Here is a 17,392-nt window from a genome sequence, read left to right on the forward strand (position 1 = left end):
ACCCGTCAGGCTCCGGCGGGGGCGGTCGTGGAGCCGCCCGGCCCGTCGAGGTCACCGCCGCCGTGCTCCTCGCCCAACTCCGCGTCGAGCTGCGCGATCGTGTGCCGCGGGCCGGTGAACGTCTTGCGCGCGCCGAGCAGCCACCACAGGCCGACGGCCAGGATCAGGCCGCCGGTGACCAGCGGCGCGTAGTTGACCGCGCTCCAGTCGAACTCGCTGCGGAACGGCACGCCCGCGGGCGTCGTCGGCAGGATGAAGATGATCGTGATGATCCCGACCCACACGGTCGCCAGCGGGTTCATCCACTTGTACTTGCGGCCGAGCGTCCAGGGCCCGGTCTCGAACGCGTCGCCCATCCGCCAGCGCAGGTAGATCGGGATCACGTAGGCGATGTAGAGGCCGATGACCGCGATCGAGACCACGGCGTAGAACGCGACCGGGATGCCCTGGCTGTTGGGGAAGTAGGCCGGGATCGTCAGGATCGCCGCGCACACCGCCATGAACAGCACCGCGTTGACCGGCATGCGCTTGGCGTTGACCCTGCTCCAGATCCGCCAGCCCGGGATCGCGCCGTCGCGCGAGAAGGCGTAGCACATGCGCGACGAGCTGGTCAGGCACGCGTTGCCGCAGAAGATCTGGCCGACGGTCGCGATGATCAGGATGAGCTTGACCCACGCCGTCGACATCGCCGACTCGAAGACCGCGATCGAGCTGCCGCCCGCCGCCGTGACCGCATGCTCGTCGGCGGCCGCGAACGTGAAGGCCAGCAGCAGGAACCAGCCGATCAGCGCGCTGTAGAAGATCGACCGCCACACGCCCTTGGCGGCCGCGTCGGCGGCGCCGTGCGTCTCCTCGGAGATGTGGGCGCAGGAGTCGAAGCCCGTGATCGTGTACTGCGTCAGCAGGAAGCCCAGCGGCAGGATGTAGAACCAGTACATCCCGTGGCTGAAGCCCGAGTTGTTGATGCGGTGGGTGAAGACGAAGTCGGCCGACGCGTGGTGCGCGGGCACGAAGACCAGGACGCCGATGATGATCGCGACGCCCACGACGTGCCACCACACCGAGATCGAGTTGAACATGGCCACGAGGTGGCTGCCGAGGATGTTGACCGTCGAGTGGACCGCGAGGATCACCACGAACAGCCAGAACGTCCCGTGCTGGAACGAGCTCGCGCTGCCGGCCCCGTTGAACAGGTTGAAGTGGTACAGCCCGAAGACGGTGTTCAGGAACGTGGCCGCGCCGAAGTCGACCGACGCGGTGACCGCGATCAACCCGATCAGGTTGAACCAGCCGGTGAACCAGCCCCAGCCCGCGCCGCCCAGCCGCGCCGCCCACCAGTAGATGCCGCCCGCGGTGGGGTAGGCCGACACCAGCTCCGACATGCAGAAGCCGATGATCAGGATCGGGATCGAGATCAGCGGCCAGCCCCACGAGATCGCGATCGGCCCGCCGTTGTTCCATGCCTGGCCGTAGGTCGTGAAGCACCCGGCGAGGATCGAGATGATGGTGAACGAGATCGCGAAGTTCTGGAACCCGGTCCAGGTGCGATCCAGCTCCTGCTTGTACCCCAGCTCCGCCAGGCGCTGCTCGTCGCTCGAGGCGGTCGCGGCGGCGTCCACGTTGGCCATGCGTGCAGTTCCCTCTCCGAAAAGGTGTGGTCGACCGTCCTTAGAGACGGCGGCGCGAATCTACGCCTGCCGTCCGACGGAAGTCAAGTGTGGATCGGCACGATGGGTCCGGGGATCGATCCGCCGCGCGATCGAGCCGGCGGGCGCGTGTCATAGGGTGTCGTGATGCACGACGGCCAGCGCATCCTCATCGTGGGTGCGCTGCTGTCCGCGGGCCTCCTGGCCTCGCTGGTCGCCAGCCGCGTCCGCGTCCCCGGCCTCGTGTTCTTCCTCGGCGTCGGGATGGCCGTCGGCAGCGACGGCTTCGGCTGGATCGACTTCAACGACTACGCCACGGCGCGCACGGTCGGGATCGTCGCGCTGACGCTGATCCTCTTCGAGGGCGGCATGGCCGCGGGATTGCCGGAGATCCGGCCGGTGCTCGGGCCGTCGCTGGCGCTGGCCATAGCGGGCACGGTCATCACCGCGGTCGTCACCGGCCTGGTCGCGGCGTGGCTGTTCGACTTCTCGACGACCGAGGGCCTGCTGGTCGGCGCGATCGTGGCGGGCACCGACGGCGCGGCGATCTTCGCGCTGCTGCGCGGCTCGACGCTGCGCCGTCGGCTGGCGCGCACGCTGGAGGGCGAGTCCGGGCTCAACGACCCGGTCGCGATCCTGCTCGTGCTCGGGTTCATCCACCACCTGCAGAACCCCGACTACGGCTTCTTGAGCTTCCTCGGGCTGTTCGCCCAGCAGCTGGCGATCGGCGCCGTGGTCGGCGTCGCCGTCGGCTACGTGTTCACGTTCGCGCTACGCGAGGCGCGGCTGGCGACCGCCGGCCTCTACCCGGTCGCGACGCTCGCCTCGGTGGCGCTGGCCTACGGCGTCGCCGACGTCGCCCACGGCTCGGGCTTCCTGGCGGTGTACCTGGTGGGGTTGATGCTCGGGACGGCGACGATCCCGGCCAAGCAGACGATCGCCGCCTTCCACGAGGGCATGGCCTGGGTGGCGCAGCTGTCGATGTTCCTGGTCCTGGGCCTGCTGCTGTTCCCGTCGAACCTCGGCGGCGTCTGGTTCGAGGGCACGGTGCTGGCGCTGGTGCTCGTGTTCGTCGCGCGGCCGGTGGCGACCGTGCTGTGCACGACGCCGTTCGGGTTCAGCCCGCGCGAGCAGGTCGTGCTCGGCTGGGCGGGCCTGCGCGGGGCGGTCCCGGTCGTGCTGGCGACGTTCCCGGTGCTGGACCACATCCCGCGCTCGCTGGAGTTCTTCAACATCGTGTTCTTCGTGGTGCTGCTCTCCACGATCCTGCAGGGCACGACGTTCGAGCCGCTGGCCAAGCGCCTGGGCGTGACGACCGACGACCCCGCGCTGCCGCGGCCGCTGGCCGAGTCGGGGACGATCCGGCGGCTGGGCGCCGAGGTGCTGGAGTTCCCGGTCGCGCCCGACGACGCGATCGTCGGCCTGGCCGTCCGCGACCTCGGCCTGCCGCGCGAGGCCACGATCAACGTGATCGTGCGCGAGGGCCAGGCGATCCCGCCGCGCGGCTCGACGCGCGTGGAGGCCGGCGACCGCCTGCACGTGCTCTACCGCGAGGAGACGTCGCGGCAGTTGGTGTCCCTGACCTCGTCGTGGCGGACCGGCCCGATCGGCCCGCGCCCGCGGCCCAAGCGCGCGGTGCGCAGCGCGACGTCGATCTTCAGCGCGCGCCCGTGGACCGAGGCCGACGGCGACGCGACGCGGCCCAGCGCGGTCGCCGGCCAGGAGGTCATCGACCTGCTGCGCCTGCGCCGCGACGAGCCCGGCTCGCTGGTCGTGCTCGCCGACGGCCGCTACGCGCTGTGCGGGCAGATCGTCGTCGTCGGCGCGCGCCGCCAGGTCACCGGCTGGATCGAGCGCCGCATGCGCGTCGCCGACGAGGCCGAGCGCGCGTGGCTGCGGACGGCGCTCGGCGCGGTGGCCACCGACCAGCCGCCCCAGCCGCGAGCCTGACGGTCGGCGCCATCTGACAGGATCGGGCGCGCCCATGGCCCGCCTTGCCGACGACCAGATCCAGGACTTCTACGAGGACTGCTACACGCCCGGCGTCGACGGCGAGAAACACCGTCGCTGGCGCGAGCTGGGCGCCGAGGGCAAGGCCGACCACGTGATCGAGCTGGCGCGCCGCGCGGGGCTCGCGGCGCCGCGAGCGGTCTGCGAGGTCGGCTGCGGCGACGGCGCGGTGCTCGGCGTGCTCGGCCGGCGCGGCTTCGGCGCGCGACGGGTCGGCTACGAGATCTCCTCGTCGGGCGTGCGGCTGGCGGCCGAGCGTCCGGAGGTCGATCGCGCACAGGTCTTCGACGGCGCGGCGCTGCCCGAGCCCGACCAGGCCTATGACCTGGTCTTCGCCACGCACGTGCTGGAGCACGTGCCCGACCCCGCGCCGCTGACGCGCGAGCTGCTGCGCGTGGGGCGGGCCGTGGTCGTCGAGGTGCCGTTGGAGCGCAACCTCAGCGCGCGGCGCCCGGCGGCGCGGGCCGCGTCGGAGGGCGTCGGGCACCTGCACCGCTTCGACCGGCGCGCGATCCGCGCGCTGATCGCCGGCGCGGGCGGGCGCGTCGCCGCCGAGCTGCTGGACCCGCTGCCGCGCGCCGTCCACACGTTCGGCGCCCAGGACGTCCGGCAGCGCGTGCGGGGCGAGGCCAAGTGGGCGCTGCGCGCGGGCGCCGCGGCGGTGCCGCCGCTGGGCGAGCGGCTCATCACCATGCACTTCGCGGTGTTGGCGCTGCCCGCCCGTTGATCCTCGGGCGACGACCGCCCGCGCTCACACGGCGGCCGAGATCATCGGGGTGATGTTGGCGAGGGTGTAGCCGGTGGGGCTGTTCTGTTGCCAGGATTGGATGGTGGCGTTGGGGGTGGTGAAATAGATGTCGATGGAGTTGTCGGATTGGAGGATGGCGGTGGGGTCGCCTTGGGCTTGGGCGCCGGTCATGCTGGTGGGGGTCCAGGTGCCGGTGGTTGCGTTGTAGGCGAGGTGTTTGATGAGGTTGTCGGTGCCGCGGTAGAAGATGTCTTGGTCGCCGTTGGGCTTGGCGGTGCTGGTGGGGTCGCCGGCGGTGGTGGGGGCGGTGGTGAATTGGTTGATGGACCAGGTGAGGCTGGGGGTGCGGTAGGCCTCCCAGAGCTGGCCGGTGGTGGTGCGGAACCAGACGTTCTCGGAGCGGTTGGTGTGGACGACGCCGGTGGGGGTGCCGGTGAGGTTGTTGCCGCCGATGGTGGTTTGGGTGAAGGGGGTGCTGCCGTTGGCCGACCAGAGCGACCAGAGGTGGCCGTCGGTGGCGGCGTAGTAGAGGTCGAGCTCGCCGGTGTTGGGGTCGTAGAGTGGGAGCGGGTCGCCGGCGGTCAGGCCTTGGGTGGCGGTGTTGTCGAGGGGGACCAGGGTCCAGGGTCCGGTGCCGGTGGTGGCGTACCAGGCGAAGAGGTGGCCGGTGGCGTCGCGGAAGAAGACGTCGATGGCGCCGTTGTTGAGCTTGATGGCGGCGGGGCTGCCGGTGGCGGTGATGCCGGCGACGGTGCCGAGGGTGGTGGTGGTCCAGGTTCCGGCGTTGCGGCGCTTGAGGTGGATGTCGCCGTCGGTGCCGGTGAAGAAGACGTCTTGGATGCTTGCGCTTTCGGTGATCACGCTCGGGCGTCCGGTCATGATCGCGCCGCCGACGTCGGTCAGGCTCCAGGCGCTGTTGGCGTAGGTCAGATCGCCCAGCTGGCCGCTCGACCCGGTGAAGAACACGTCCTGACCGGTGGTCCCCACCAACGCCACACTAGGTCTACTGGCGGCCTTGGTGCGGAAGGTGTGGTCGGTGCCGGCCTCCGTCGCGCCGTCGGCGTTGGTCGCGACGATCCGGTAGTGGTAGGTGACGTCGGAGCTCAGTCCGCTGAGCCCGGCGCTGCCGGCCTTCGCGGAGAGCCCGGGACCCACCGGCACCGACGGCGTCGAGCCGCCATAAGCGTTCGTCAGCCCGTAGTCGAAGTGGTAGGAGGCGTCCGTGATCCCGCCGGGCGTGACCGTGCCGTGCACGGTGGCCGACCTCGTGTCAATGCCCGTGGTCTCGCCGGTGGACGCCGCGAGCGCGCTGGGCCCGTAGATCGTTCGGGCAGCGAGGCGGGCGTGATACTGCCCGTCGTTGGGGTCACCGGAGTACAGCGTGCTGTCCTGGGTGTAGCCCTGGGCATGGGTTCCGCAGGTGCCCACGGGCGTGTTGATCGGCCCCGTGGCGCCGGACGCCATGCCGTAGTAGAAGGCATGGGCGACGTGGTACGCCGGAGCGAGCAGGTCGTTGAGGTGCGCGGCGATGGCGCTTTGCTGCGCCTCCGTGCGGTAGGTCCCACTGCTGTCCTGGCAGGTGTAGGCCCCGGTCTCGGTGTACCAGAGCCCGTATCCCGGGATGCCGGAGACGACGCTGTTGAGGTCGGTCACCGTCGAGTTGGTCAGGCACAGGCCGGCGTTGTAGGGGTGGAAGCCCCACTGCGTTGGCGCGGCGATGCCGTGCGTGGTGAAGTAGGCGAGGTAGTCCTGCTCGTAGTTCTTGACGCTGGTGAAGTTCGAGGACGCGCACGAGGTGCCGCTGTTGCGTCGGTCGGTGAAGTCCCCGGCGAGCGTCGTGCACGACCCGTGGCAGAGCACGTTGGCTTTCACCCAGAACTGAGCGGCGAGCGCCGCGGTCAAGTCGGTCTTGAGGTTAGGCTCGTTCCACGCCTCGATGACCGTGGGCGCCGTGCCGCCCGCGGCGCCGGCCAAGGCGTCGATGAGGCTCGACAGCGCGACGGAGTAATCGCCCGGGGTGGCCGGGAGCGCACCGGTGACCGCCGGGTCGCCACAACCCGGCGACCAGTTGGACCAGACCGAGATGACCGGGGTGATGCCGTGATCGACCGCGTACTTGTAAAAGCGCTTGGCGTTGTCGAGGCAGGCGCCCCCGATGGAGGCGGCGTTCCAGTGGGTGATCATCCGCGCGTACTTGACCCTGCCGCTCGCGACCCAGGTGTTCTCGAACAGGCTGGTCAGCGTCTCGCCGGTGTTCGCGTTGTTGGCCACCGCATGCGCCCAAGGTCCGCCGACATCTCCGAGGTGCTGATCGGCGATCCCGTCGAACTGCGTCAGCGCGTGGGCCGGCACGCTGAAGGCAAGCGCCATCGCCAACGTCGTCAAGAAGCCGAGTCCCAATCGCGCGAGACGCTGAACGTACGGCATGCGGTTGGCGGTTGCTGCTGCGGCCACGGGACTCCTCGGTTCGGTGATCGTCACCACTCGGCGCGAATGGCCGCGGCATCGTGCTCGTGGCGCCGAGGCAAATCCATAGGACGGTTGTCCACTCAGCCTCTGCCCCCATCTCGCCTGAGCGTGCGTGGGTCACGTTGCACGTGGTCGGTGGACTGGTGTACGACCGCGACCGACGAGAACGTGCTTGGCACGCTCCCACCTGCGTCGCTTCAGGCCGGTCATACTTCCCTGGCGTGACCTCGGAGCGCAACGTGCTGGGCGGCCCGCTGGAGCCGTGCGGGACCGACCCGCTGACCGGCTTCTACCGGGACGGCTGCTGCAACACGGGCCCCGAGGACCTGGGCAGCCACACGATCTGCGCGGTCGTCACGGCGGACTTCCTCGACCATCAGCGCTCGATCGGCAACGACCTCGTCACGCCGATGCCGCAGTACCGCTTCCCCGGGCTGATCCCGGGCGACCGCTGGTGCGTCACCGCGGTCAACTGGCTGCGGGCCTACGAGGACGGCGCGGCGGCCTACGTCGTGCTGGCCTCCACCCACGAGCGCGCGCTGGAGCTCGTGCCGCTGGAGGCGCTGCGCGAGCACGCGGTCGACGTGCCGGCCGATCCCGGCGGGCTCGTCTAGACGGGCGTCCGCGCGACGAGCACCAGGCGCGTGCCGACGTCGAACGGCGCGCCGTCGAGGTCGCCGTAGGCGGTGACCTTGTCGAAGCCCGCGGCGCGGAGCATGGCCATCAACTCGGTGGCCGTGTAGACGCGGGTGGAGAACGCCTGCGACTCGCGGGCGCCGTCGGAGCCGATCAGCGTCTGGGTCTCCTGCACGACGCCGGTCACGGGGTCGAACGCGCGCTGCTCCAGCAGCAGGCGGCCCGCGCCCAACAGCCGCCAGCCGCGCTCCTGGAAGATGCGGATCATCAGGTCGCGGTGCATCGACTCGACGACCAGCCGGCCGCCGGGCCGCAGGACGCGCGCGACCTCGGCCAGGACCTTGGTGTCCTCCTCGTCGCCGAGGAAGCCGATCGAGGTGTACAGGTTGATCGCGGCGTCGAAGGACGCGTCGGCGAACGGCAGCTCGCGGTAGTCGGCGGCGACGAACGTGGGGGAGGCGTCGCCGGCGCGGCGCCGCGCCTCGTCGAGCAGCGTCGCCGAGCGGTCGACGCCGGTCACGCGGAAGCCCGCGGCGGCCAGCGGCACCGCGTGGCGCCCGAAGCCGCAGGCGACGTCCAGCAGCGCGCCGCCCTCCGGGCAGCCGGCCAGGCGCGCGGCGGCCGACGCCTGGTCGCGCGCCTCGTCGCCCGCCTGGCGGCTGCCGTACACCCGCAGGTAGAAGTCGCCGAAGAAGGCGTCGAGCATCTCCTGCGGGTCGGCGGCCATCGCGGCGGCGTCTCGCTACTCGCCGCTCGCGCCCGGCAGCAGGCCCGCCAGGACCAGCTCGGTGCCGCGCAGGTGCTCGGCCATGGTCCGCACCGCGCCGTCGGCGTCGTGGGCCCGGATCCGCTTCAGCAGCTGGGCGTGCTGGGCGTTGGAGTGCTCCAGGATCTCCGGCGGGTGCGCGATGTAGGAGATGAGGTCGGTCATCTGGCCCTGGGCCTCGGTCGACAGCGCGACCAGGCGCGGCGAGTGCGTCGCCTCGGCCAGCGCGATGTGGAAGCGCACGTCGGCCTGGCGGTAGCCGGCGAAGTCGTCGGCCATGTCGTCCATCGCGGTGACGAGCTCGTCGAGGGGCTGCAGCTCGTCCTCGGTCGCCCGCCCGGCGGCCAGCGCGGCGACGCCCAGCTCGACGGCGAGCCGGACGTCGCAGGCGCCCTGCCAGGACTCCAGCACGCTGCGGGTCGGCGGGTCGGCGGGCGGCGGGCGCTCGGCCACGAACGTCCCGCCGCCGCGGCCGCGGACGGCGTGCAGGTGGCCGGACTGCGCCAGCGCGGTCAGCGCCTGGCGCAGCGTCGACCGCGAGATCTCCAGCCGCGTGCACAGCTCGCGCTCGGCCGGCAGCCGCGCGCCCGGCGCCAAGAGCCCCAACTTGATCGCCGTCCCGAGCCGCTCCAGCGTCTCCTCGAACGCCGTCTGGGAGCGCACCGGCGCGAAGACGGTCTCGAAGGACGGCAGGTCGGGGGGCGTCGAAAGGCTCATCTCACAGGCGCTCGAAACCGCGCACGCGTTCCCAATCGGTGACGGCCGCATCGTATGCGGCCAGCTCGACGTCGGCCATGTTGACGTAGTGCCGAACGACCTCCTCGCCGAAAGCGGTACGCGCGATCTCGCTTGCCGCGAACAGGTCGCGGGCCTCGCGCAGCGTCGTCGGGACGTGCTCGACGTCCTCGGCGGCGTACGCGTTGCCCGTGCACGGCTCCGGCAGCTCCAGGCCCTGCTCGACGCCGTGCAGGCCCGCCGCGACCAGGCCCGCGACCGCCAGGTACGGGTTGACGTCGCCGCCCGGGAGGCGGCACTCGAAGCGCCTGCCCGGCCCGTGGCCGACCACGCGGAACGCGCACGTGCGGTTGTCGTTGCCCCACGCCACCGCGGTCGGCGCGAACGACCCCGCCGCGAAGCGCTTGTAGGAGTTGACGTTGGGCGCGAGCAGCAGCGTCAGCTCGCGCAGGCCCGCGATCGCGCCCGCCAGGAACGAGGAGAACAGCGCGTCGTCGGTCGCGAAGACGTTGGCGCCGCCCTCGGCCTCGGCCAGCGAGAGGTGCAGGTGGCACGAGTTGCCCTCCCGCTCGTCCCACTTGGCCATGAACGTGATCGACGAGCCGTGCTGGGCCGCGATCTCCTTGGCCCCGTTCTTGAACACCACGTGGCGGTCGCAGGTCGTCAGGGCGTCGGCGTAGCGGAAGTTGATCTCGTGCTGGCCGAGGTTGCACTCGCCCTTGGAGTCCTCGACCCGCATGCCCGCGCCGGCCATCGCGTTGCGGATCGCCCGGATCAGTGGCTCGACGCGCGCGGTCCCGAGCATCGAGTAGTCCACGTTGTAGCGGTTGGCCGGGGTCAGCCCGGTGTAGCGGCGGTCCCACGCGTCCTCGTAGGAGTTCTCGAAGACGATGAACTCCAGCTCGGACCCGGCGTTGGCCGTCCACCCGCGCTCGGCCAGGCGGTCGAGCTGCGCGCGCAGGATCTGGCGCGGCGAGGCGACGACGTCGCCGCCGTCCTCCCAGCGCAGGTCGACGAGGCACAGCGCGGTCGCCTCCAGCCACGGCACGACCATCAGCGTCGAGAGGTCCGGCGCCATCACGAAGTCGCCGTAGCCCTGGGCCCACGACGACATCTCGTAGCCGTCGACCGTGTTCATCTCAACGTCGACGGCCAGCAGGTAGTTGCAGGCCTCGGCGCCGTGCGCCGCGACCTCGTCGACGAAGAACCGGGCATGCATGCGCTTGCCCTGAAGCCGTCCCTGCATGTCGGTCAGACACAGCAGCACCGTGTCGATCCGTCCCGCCTCAACCTCGGTACGCAGCTCGTCAAGGGTCATGAACGGCGAAGGTATACGCAGCGCACCATTCATCGCAAACCGCGATCGGCGGCCGGAGCCGTTGTACGAGCCGGCGTCCGCTGCTACCAAGGAACTCCAGACAGGCGGCCCGCCCGGCCCTACCATCGGAGGCACCATGGCTGCAAACGCTGACCCCATCACGATCGACCGCACCCGGATCGCCGAGCTCACCGAGCGCGAGACCGAGCGCCTGAACGAGGCGACGAAGGGCAGCGGCGAGACGTTCGCCCGCGCGAACGAGCACCTGGCCTCCGGCGTCGCGTCGTCGTACCAGGTCCGCGAGCCCTGGCCGATCTACCTCGAGCGCGGCGACGGCCCCAAGGTCTGGGACGTCGACGGCAACGAGATGTGGGACTTCCACAACGGCTTCGGCTCGATGGTCCAGGGCCACGCGCACCCGGCGATCGGCCAGGCCATCAAGGACCGCTACGACCTGGGCACGCACTTCGCCGCGCCGACCGAGGACGCGATCGTCGTCGGCGACGAGCTGGCCCGTCGCTGGGGCCTGCCGAAGTGGCGCTACACGAACTCCGGCTCGGAGTCGACGATGGACGCCATCCGCATCGCCCGCGCCGCCACCGGCCGCGACGACGTGCTGAAGATCTTCGGCAGCTACCACGGCCACCACGACACCGTCATGGTGTCCATCGGCGTCGAGTACGACAAGATCGGCGATCACGACCACCCGGTGTCGCTGGCCTACGGCGGCGGCATCCCGCAGTCGACCGTCGACCACGTCTTCGCCGTCCACTTCAACGACGCGGACTCGATGGAGCGCCGCATCGTGGAGCTGGACAAGGAGGGCCGCAAGCCCGCCTGCGTGATCATGGAGGCGGCGATGATGAACCTCGGCGTCGTCCTCCCGGAGGAGGGCTACCTGCAGGCCGTCCGCGAGATCACCGCCAAGCACGGCATCGTCCTGATCTTCGACGAGGTCAAGACCGGCCTGACCGTCGCCGCCGGCGGCGCCACCGAGAAGTACGGCGTGCTGCCCGACATGGTGACGTTGGCCAAGGCGCTGGGCGGCGGCCTGCCGTCGGGCTCGATCGGCATGAGCGAGGAGCTGGCCAAGGTCGTCGAGGACGGCACCGTCTACCAGGTGGGCACCTACAACGGCAACCCGCTCGGCATGGCCGCGGCGCGCGCGAACCTGCTGGACGTCATGACGCCGGCGGCCTACGCGCACCTCGACCACCTCAACGACCGCCTGCTCGCCGGCTGCGAGGGCGTGATCGAGAAGTACAACCTGCCCGGCTACGCCGTCGGCATCGGCTCCAAGGGCTGCGTCACGTTCGCGACGACCAAGGTCATCGACTACGAGACGTTCAAGGCCCAGCAGGACGCCGCGATCGCCGAGCTGGCGTGGTTGTACAACATGAACCGCGGCATCTTCATGACGCCGGGCCGCGAGGAGGAGTGGACGCTGTCGGTGACGCACACCGACGAGTCCGTCGACCAGTACGTCGCGGTGTTCGACGAGATGGCGGCCGATCTGACGGCCTAGAAGGCCTCCGCGCTACCAGCGCAACGCAGCAAGCATCCCGTCGGCCGCCTCCAGGGCGGCCGACGCCGTCAGGTCGAGCGTCGTGACGCGCGCGTCGGCGGCGACGGCCTCCTCGATCGCGCGCTCGGGCAGCGGGACGCCGGAGCCGTCGATCAGATCGCGCGCGACGTCGGGCAGCGGGCCGTCGGCGGGTCGGTGGTAGGGGTCGATCAGCAGGTGCTCGACCTGGCGCTGGGCGAGCGCCGCGAGCACGGCGGCCGGGCCGACGGCGGCGCGGTCGGCGCCGTTGAGCCGGTCGGCGGCGGCGATCGCGTCGCGGCGGTGCAGCTCCTCGACGGCGGGCTCCAGGCGGGCGGCGATCTCGCCCTCGGGCGCGTCGACGGCGTTGATCGGCAGCTCAGCGACCACGCGCTCGGCGACGGCGTCGGGCAGCACGTGGCGGAAGCGGGCGACGATCGGGCCCTCGCCGGCGATCACGACGCGCTCCCAGCGGCGCTCTTCCAGGCGCTCGGCGGTGGCGCGCGCGGCGGCCGCCAGGAAGCGGTCGCGGTGCTCCTCGACGCGGGCCTCCAGGTGCTCGGCGTGCGTGGCGCCGCCGGCGTCGCGGGTGCCGCGCGAAGGTCCGCGGTAGGGGCGCCAGTGCTCGTCGTCGAGGTCGAAGGCCTCCTCGCCGGCCTCGTCGATCACGCCGTGGGCCCAGTGCACGAGCCGCACGCGCTCGCCGGAGACGAGCACGACGCCGATCGGGCGCGAGTGGTCCAGCGCCTCGGCCAGCGGCGCGACGATCGGGCGGTCGGCGAGCGCCACGGTCGTCCCGCGCAGGCGGACCTGGAGGACGTCGCGGTGGTCGAGCGAGCCGTCGAGGGCGACGATCCGGACCAGCGCGCGGCCGCGCTCGGCGGGGGCGATCGCCTCCAGCTCGCTCTCGATCTCCACGCGCAGATCGCGCCAGCGCAGGCGGGCGTCGCGGTCGTCGCCGGCCTCCAGCTGGTCGGTGACGTCCCGCAGGCCGTTGCGCGCGGCGGTCAGCCAGGCGGGCGTCTGCGCGGTGTTGGCGGGATCGCGGGGATCGGTGTCGAGGAAGATCGAGACCGTGGGCCCGGGCGTGGCCGTTGCGGCCAGGTCGTGCAGCGACGAGAGCGTGGCCATAGTGGGTGTCAGCGTACGGTCACCCGGAAAGCGGTGCGCAACCTTCAGCGGCCCGGGGTCGTTCGGAGGACATGACGCGATGGTTGTCGGGCCTGGTCGCCCTTGCGCTCGTCGCGCTGGCCGCGGGGTTGGCGGCCGGCGCTCGGGCCCGGCCCGACGTCCCGGCGGCGGCCTCGCCGCGCGTCGACCCGGCGCATCCGCCGGTCGCGTTCGGCGGGCCGGACGGGCGGCGGGCGCTGGACGGCGCCTGGGTGGTGTCGTCGCGACGCGGCGGTCCCGGCCGCCGAGCGCATCTCCCGTACTCACCCAACGCGCGGTCGCTCACGTTGTCGTCCTACGCGGGCGCGGTCGCCTGGTACCGCACGGTCGTCGGCGTGCGGGGCGGGGTGTACGCCTTGCGCTTCGAGAGCGTCAACCACCGCGCGACGGTGTGGGTGGACGGGCGCGTCGTCGCGCGGCACGTCGGCGACGCGCTGCCGTTCGAGGCGCGCGTGCGGCTGGCGCGCGGGCACCACCGGGTCGAGGTGCGGGCCGACTGGCGCGACCCGGACGCGATGAAGGCGACCGGGTGGCATCGCGCGTGGTTCAACTTCGGCGGGATCGACCGCGAGGTGACGATCCGGCGCGTGGGCGGGGTGGAGGTCGAGGCGCCGTCGATCGTGACGCGGCTGGAGCGCGGCGACACGGCGGTGGTGGACGTGGCGGCGCGCGTGCGCGGGGGCCGCGCGACGCGCGTGGCCGGCAGCCTCGGCGGCACGCCGCTCTCGTTCGGCGCGGTCGGGCCCGACGGCGTCGCGCGGGCGCGGCTGCGGATCGCGCATCCGGCGTTGTGGTCGCCCGGCCACCCGGCGCTGCACGTGCTTCATGTCGAAGCGGGCGGGTCCGGGTGGACCGAGCGCGTCGGGCTGCGCGAGCTGCGCTGGGACGGTGGGAAGCTGCGGGTCAACGGGCGCGCGCTGACGCTGCACGGGGCGTCGCTGCAGGAGGACGCGCCGGGGCGCGGCACCGCGCTGCGGCCGAGCGACATGGACCGGTTGGTTTCGCGGCTGAAGGCGATCGGCGCCAACGCGACGCGCGCGCAGCATCCGCTGTCGCCGGCGTTGTTGGAGCGGTTGGACGCCGCGGGCATCCTGGTGTGGCAGGAGATCGGCCCGATGGAGGGGCCGGGCAACTGGACGTCGACGACGCCCGCGCTGCGGCGAGCGGCGCTGCGTCGCGACCGGATCGCCGTCGAGCAGGAACGCACGCACCCGTCGATCCTGGCCTGGAACCTCGCCAACGAGGCCGCCCACCAGGGCCACGACGGCGGGCAGGCCGCCTACACGCGGGCCGCCGCGCGACTTGTGCACCAACTCGATCCCGGTCGCCCCGTCGCGCTCGACGTCTGGGGCCGCGGCCTCCCCGCGAACGATCGCGGGCCCATGTACGAGGACATCGACGTCTTCGGCGTGACGATGTACGAGGGCTGGTACGAGCGCCCGGGGGAGCCTCGAGGCGACGTCATCGCCAACCTCCGCCGCCGTCTAGCCGTCGCCCACGCGATCTTCCGCGACCGCGTTCTGGTCGTCACCGAGTTCGGGGCCGAGGCCAATCGGTCCAACCCATCCGGCGCCCCCGGCTCCGAGGACTACCAGGCCCGCCTGATCGGCGACCAGATCCGCGTCCTGCGCGCCGACCCCCGGTTGTCAGGGTGGTTGGTCTGGGCGCTGCAGGACTTCGCGCTGACGCCGACCTTCGGCGGCGGCTCGGTCCGCCACCGACTGCCCTCGCTGCGGCTCGTGCCCGGCCTCAACCAGAAGGGCCTGTTCACCTACGACGGCGACCCCAAGCCGGCGGCCGCCGTCGTGCGCGCGCTGTCGCGCTGAGCGTCACTCGCCGCGCAGCAGCGCGCGGCGGATCTTGCCCGAGGTCGTCTTGGGCAGGTCGTCGGCGAACTCGACGACGCGTGGGTACTTGTAGGGCGCGGTCAAGTCCTTCACATGGTCTTGGAGCGCGCGGGCCAGCGCGTCGGACGGGGTGTGGCCGTCGCGCAGGACGACGATCGCGCGGACGATCGAGCCGCGCTCGTCGTCGGGCGCGGCGACGACGGCGGCCTCGGCGACGGCGGGGTGGGCGACCAGGGCGGACTCGACCTCGAAGGGGCCGATGCGGTAGCCGGCCGAGATGATGACGTCGTCGGTGCGGCCCTCGAAGAACAGGTAGCCGTCGTCGTCCTGGATCACGCGGTCGCCGGTGCGCCAGATGCCGGTCGGCGGCTCGTCGCCGAGGTAGCGCAGGAAGAACGTGGGCACGGTCTCCGGGTCGGCGACCAGCTCGCCGTCCTCGATCCACAGCCTCACGCCGGGCAGCGCGCGGCCCATCGAGCCGGGCCGCGCGGGCGCGCCGTCGAGGTTGCCGGTCATCTGGCCGGTCTCGGTCTGGCCGTAGCCGTCGCGGATCTCCAGGCCGGTCGCCGCGCGCCAGACGTCCAACACCTCCGGGTTGAGCGCCTCGCCGGCGGCGACCAGCGCGCGCAGCTGCGGGAAGGCCTTCAACGCGACGCGCTTGGCGATCACGCGGTACTCGGTCGGCGCCATGCAGAGCACGGTGACGTCCTCGCGCTCCAGGATCTCCAGGCGCTCGGCGGGGTCGAAGCGCGCGTCGTGCAGCAGCGACGCGGCGCCCCGCAGCCACGGCGCGATGAACACGTTGCGCGCCGACTTCGACCAGCCCGACGCGGCCGTGCACCACACGAGGTCGCCGGGGCGCGCGCTCAGCCAGTGCTCGGCCTGGAGGCGCTGGCCGTCCAGGTAACGCTGCCCGTGCAGGACGGCCTTCGGCTCGCCCGCCGTTCCCGAGGTGAAGGTGATCAGGCAGGGGTCCAGCGGCTCCAGCGCGGCCGGCTCGGGGACGGCGTGCGCGGTGGCGTCCGGCCAGTCCATGACGCCCGGCGCCCAGATCGTCGGCCCGTCCCAGCCCGCCTCGCGCAGGACCTCCTCGTTGCGCCCGTCGGCGACGACCGCGCGCGGCCGGGTGACCTCCAGGCGCAACATGAGGTCCTTGGCCCGCAGCTGCTCGGTGCACGGCAGGACGACGTAGCCCTGGCGGAAGCACGCGCACATCGCGACGACCCAATCGGGTTGGTTGCCGACCAGCGTCAGCACCACGTCGCCTCGCCGCACGCCGCGCTCGTGCAGGTGCGCGGCCATCGTCCGGACGGCCCGCGCGACCGCGCCGAACCGGTGCTCGCGCCGCGCGCCGTCCCGCGCCAGCTCGACCAGCGCGAGCGCGTTCGGATCGGCGCGCTCCACGACCTCCACGGCGAAGTTCATCGCCACGCATCATGCTTCATCGGCGATGCACGACGTCTACCTGTACCTGCACCTCATCGCGATGGCCTTCTTCGTCGGCGGCCAGATCTTCCTGGTGGCCGCCGTCGTGCCCGCGCTGCGCGGCGCCGAGGACCGTGAGCCGATCCGGGACATCGCCCGCCGCTTCGGCCAGGGCTCGCTCGTCGCCCTCGCCGTCCTCGTCGTCACCGGCTCGGCGATGGCCTCCGACGACCACCTCTGGTCCTCCGCGACCCTCCACGTCAAGCTGACGCTCGTCGTCATCACGATCGGCCTGATCCTGCTGCACACCAAGCGCCCGCAGGCCCACGCCCTCGAAGGCCTCGTCTTCCTGCTCTCGCTGGTCATCGTCGGCCTCGGGCTGTCGCTGGCGACGTGATCGATGGCAGGAGGAATGGTATTTTGATGGCATGAAGGCTTCCATCGACAGTGCCGGGCGGCTGGTGGTGCCCAAGCCGCTGCGCGAGCAGCTCGGCTTCACGCCCGGCACGGAGCTGGAGCTGTCGGCGGTCGACGGACGGCTGGAGGTCGTCGTCCCGTCGCGGGTCGTCGTCGAGGACGGGCCTCACGGCCCGCGGTTCACCGCGCCCGGCGACGCGTCGCTGACCGCCGAGCAGGTGCGCGAGCTCACCGAGGCGGGACGGCGCTGAAGGCGACCGCCGACACCAGCGCGGTCGTCGCCGCGTTGGCGTCGTGGCACGAGCGCCACGAGGTGGTGGCCGAGGTCCTGGCGAACGTCCGGGTCCTGCCCGCGCACGTCATGTTGGAGGCCTACTCCGTGCTGACGCGGCTGCCCGGCGGCCTGGCGGTTCCGGCGGCCGACGCCGCCCGCACGCTGGAGGCGCGCTTCGACCGCGCGCCGCTCCAGCTCCCCGCGCCGTACCGGCGCAAGATCCTGTCGACGCTCGCCACCGCGGGCGTCCAGGGCGGCGCGAGCTACGACGGCCTCGTCGCGCTGGAGGCCCACGCGCACGGGCTCACGCTCGTCACGCTCGACCAACGCGCGCGCGACACCTACGCGCGGCTCGGCGTGACGTACCACGCGCTGTAGCTGGTGTCGT

General features: G+C 72.1%; 15 protein-coding genes. 8 read left to right on the forward strand and 7 right to left on the reverse strand.

The window, feature by feature from the left end; translation table 11 throughout:
- Window positions 1-5 precede the first annotated feature (5 nt).
- Entirely contained in the window at window positions 6-1,628 is a 1,623-nt protein-coding gene (locus VFG42_RS02990) for an amino acid permease (RefSeq protein ID WP_324905101.1), read from the reverse strand.
- Window positions 1,629-1,793: 165 nt separating this feature from the next.
- Here VFG42_RS02990 and VFG42_RS02995 point away from each other — a divergent pair, with 165 nt between their 5' ends.
- Complete coding sequence (locus tag VFG42_RS02995) at window positions 1,794-3,596, forward strand: potassium/proton antiporter (RefSeq protein ID WP_324905103.1); 1,803 nt, start codon at window positions 1,794-1,796, stop codon at window positions 3,594-3,596.
- Between the two features lie 34 nt (window positions 3,597-3,630).
- Window positions 3,631-4,383 (forward strand): class I SAM-dependent methyltransferase, encoded by a 753-nt coding sequence (locus tag VFG42_RS03000; RefSeq protein WP_324905105.1) that lies wholly within the window; start codon window positions 3,631-3,633, stop codon window positions 4,381-4,383.
- Between the two features lie 24 nt (window positions 4,384-4,407).
- On the opposite strand, the gene VFG42_RS03005 is transcribed toward VFG42_RS03000, so the two are convergent.
- Window positions 4,408-6,888, reverse strand: coding sequence for a hypothetical protein (locus VFG42_RS03005; RefSeq protein WP_324905107.1), 2,481 nt, complete (start codon window positions 6,886-6,888; stop codon window positions 4,408-4,410).
- Window positions 6,889-7,094: 206 nt separating this feature from the next.
- Here VFG42_RS03005 and VFG42_RS03010 point away from each other — a divergent pair, with 206 nt between their 5' ends.
- Window positions 7,095-7,487: a DUF2237 domain-containing protein gene (locus VFG42_RS03010; RefSeq protein WP_324905109.1), complete on the forward strand. Its 393-nt coding sequence runs from the start codon at window positions 7,095-7,097 to the stop codon at window positions 7,485-7,487.
- Here the strand turns inward: VFG42_RS03010 and VFG42_RS03015 are convergent.
- From VFG42_RS03015 to VFG42_RS03025, 3 genes are read right to left on the reverse strand one after another with little or no spacing between them, the layout of a single operon-like run.
- Window positions 7,484-8,236, reverse strand: coding sequence for a class I SAM-dependent methyltransferase (locus VFG42_RS03015; RefSeq protein ID WP_324905111.1), 753 nt, complete (start codon window positions 8,234-8,236; stop codon window positions 7,484-7,486). The genes VFG42_RS03010 and VFG42_RS03015 overlap by 4 nt on opposite strands.
- Before the next feature lie 15 nt (window positions 8,237-8,251).
- Window positions 8,252-8,992 (reverse strand): FadR/GntR family transcriptional regulator, encoded by a 741-nt coding sequence (locus VFG42_RS03020; RefSeq protein WP_324905113.1) that lies wholly within the window; start codon window positions 8,990-8,992, stop codon window positions 8,252-8,254.
- Between the two features lies 1 nt (window position 8,993).
- Window positions 8,994-10,361 carry a glutamine synthetase family protein gene (locus VFG42_RS03025; RefSeq protein ID WP_349260374.1) on the reverse strand — a complete coding sequence of 456 codons (1,368 nt, stop codon included), beginning with the start codon at window positions 10,359-10,361 and terminating at the stop codon, window positions 8,994-8,996.
- Between the two features lie 103 nt (window positions 10,362-10,464).
- Between VFG42_RS03025 and VFG42_RS03030 the strand changes: the two genes are divergently transcribed.
- Window positions 10,465-11,853 (forward strand): aspartate aminotransferase family protein, encoded by a 1,389-nt coding sequence (locus VFG42_RS03030; protein WP_324905117.1) that lies wholly within the window; start codon window positions 10,465-10,467, stop codon window positions 11,851-11,853.
- Window positions 11,854-11,865: 12 nt separating this feature from the next.
- Here VFG42_RS03030 and VFG42_RS03035 read toward each other — a convergent pair whose 3' ends face one another.
- Entirely contained in the window at window positions 11,866-13,002 is a 1,137-nt protein-coding gene (locus VFG42_RS03035) for a VLRF1 family aeRF1-type release factor (protein WP_324905119.1), read from the reverse strand.
- Between the two features lie 71 nt (window positions 13,003-13,073).
- Between VFG42_RS03035 and VFG42_RS03040 the strand changes: the two genes are divergently transcribed.
- On the forward strand, window positions 13,074-14,867 hold the full coding sequence (locus tag VFG42_RS03040) for a glycoside hydrolase family 2 protein (protein ID WP_324905121.1): 1,794 nt from the start codon (window positions 13,074-13,076) through the stop codon (window positions 14,865-14,867).
- A 3-nt stretch (window positions 14,868-14,870) separates the two neighbouring features.
- On the opposite strand, the gene VFG42_RS03045 is transcribed toward VFG42_RS03040, so the two are convergent.
- Entirely contained in the window at window positions 14,871-16,313 is a 1,443-nt protein-coding gene (locus VFG42_RS03045; protein WP_324905123.1) for an acyl-CoA synthetase, read from the reverse strand.
- Between the two features lie 25 nt (window positions 16,314-16,338).
- Between VFG42_RS03045 and VFG42_RS03050 the strand changes: the two genes are divergently transcribed.
- The 3 genes from VFG42_RS03050 to VFG42_RS03060 are packed head-to-tail and all read left to right on the forward strand — an operon-like array spanning window position 16,339 to window position 17,382.
- Window positions 16,339-16,710, forward strand: coding sequence for a hypothetical protein (locus tag VFG42_RS03050; protein ID WP_324905124.1), 372 nt, complete (start codon window positions 16,339-16,341; stop codon window positions 16,708-16,710).
- Between the two features lie 31 nt (window positions 16,711-16,741).
- Window positions 16,742-16,981, forward strand: a complete 240-nt coding sequence (locus VFG42_RS03055) for an AbrB/MazE/SpoVT family DNA-binding domain-containing protein (RefSeq protein ID WP_324905126.1) — start codon at window positions 16,742-16,744, stop codon at window positions 16,979-16,981.
- A complete protein-coding gene (locus VFG42_RS03060) occupies window positions 16,978-17,382 on the forward strand; it encodes a PIN domain-containing protein (protein WP_324905332.1) in 405 nt (134 codons plus the stop codon). The genes VFG42_RS03055 and VFG42_RS03060 overlap by 4 nt, the downstream gene beginning before the upstream one ends.
- The last annotated feature ends 10 nt before the right edge of the window (window positions 17,383-17,392 follow it).

It is taken from the genome of Baekduia sp. (assembly GCF_035685985.1).
In the GTDB taxonomy this organism is placed as follows: domain Bacteria; phylum Actinomycetota; class Thermoleophilia; order Solirubrobacterales; family Solirubrobacteraceae; genus Baekduia.